Consider the following 992-nt stretch of genomic DNA (forward strand, 5'->3'; position numbering starts at 1 on the left):
ACCTCTGCCTCGGCGGTTGGTGTTTCTTGTGGGGCTGGCGGTCGCTCATGCGACCGTCAGCGGGGCGGATGGCGGGGCTGTGTCCGCTTCGCGGGGTTTCGGGGTTGTCGCGTCCGGGGCCGGTGTCCGCGTGGGGGCGCGGACGATCTGTCGTAGGGGGCTGGTACCAAACGGGTATGCCCGAACAGCTTGGGGTCTTCAGCGGGCTGGACGCCTCGGCCGGCCCGACGGCCGGCCTGGCCGCCATGCCGGCTGCTGGGCCGGCTGCTGGGCCGGCTGCCGGCATGTCCCTACCGGCGGCCGGCGTAGCTGCCCCGGGGGCGGGCGCCGGCGTGCCGGCCACCCGCGGTACCCGCTCGCCCCGGCCGGCGTCCCCTCGGGTGAGTGCTGGCAGGAGGGCCGTCGCCGCGGGGGCGCCGGTCGCCGCGAGCGAGCTGCCGGTCGCCCAGGTCGCGGTGGACGTCGGGCACGCCCATCTGGACCGGCCGTTCGACTACCTGGTGCCGCGGCAGTGGGCGCAGGAGGCCGTTCCCGGTGCCCGGGTCCGGGTCCGGTTCGCCGGCCGGCTGCTGGACGGTTTCATCCTCGAACGCCGTGAGCGTTCCGAGCACACCGGCCGGCTCGCCTTCCTGGCCCGGGTCACCTCCGCGGAGCCGGTCCTCGCCCCCGAGATCGCCGAGCTGGCCCGGGCGGTGGCCGACCGTTACGCGGGCACGGTCGCCGACGTGCTCCGGCTCGCCGTCCCACCCCGGCACGCCCGGGTGGAGAAGGAGGCCCGGGCACAGGAGGAGCCTCCCGCCAGCTCGACGCCCCCCGCCGGCCCGCCGGCACCGGCTGACCCACCGGCACGGACGACGGCGGCCGGGCCGACGGTGGGTGGGATCACGGGAGCCGGAGCGGCGGTGTCCGGCGCCAGGGTGATCCACCCCGATGGGGAGCCGCCAGCACAGATCACGGCGAGCGGGACGGCGGCGAGCGGGACGGTGGCGGCC

Annotated in this window: 1 protein-coding gene; it reads left to right on the forward strand. The window is 77.2% G+C overall.

Annotated elements, in window-relative coordinates; translation table 11 throughout:
- Positions 1–176: 176 nt before the first annotated feature.
- Positions 177–992, forward strand: an 816-nt coding sequence (locus AC5LSR_RS02140) for a primosomal protein N' family DNA-binding protein (protein ID WP_493468094.1), incomplete at its 3' end; no start/stop codon positions are given.

Source organism: Protofrankia sp. CiP1_Cm_nod4 (assembly GCF_982290645.1).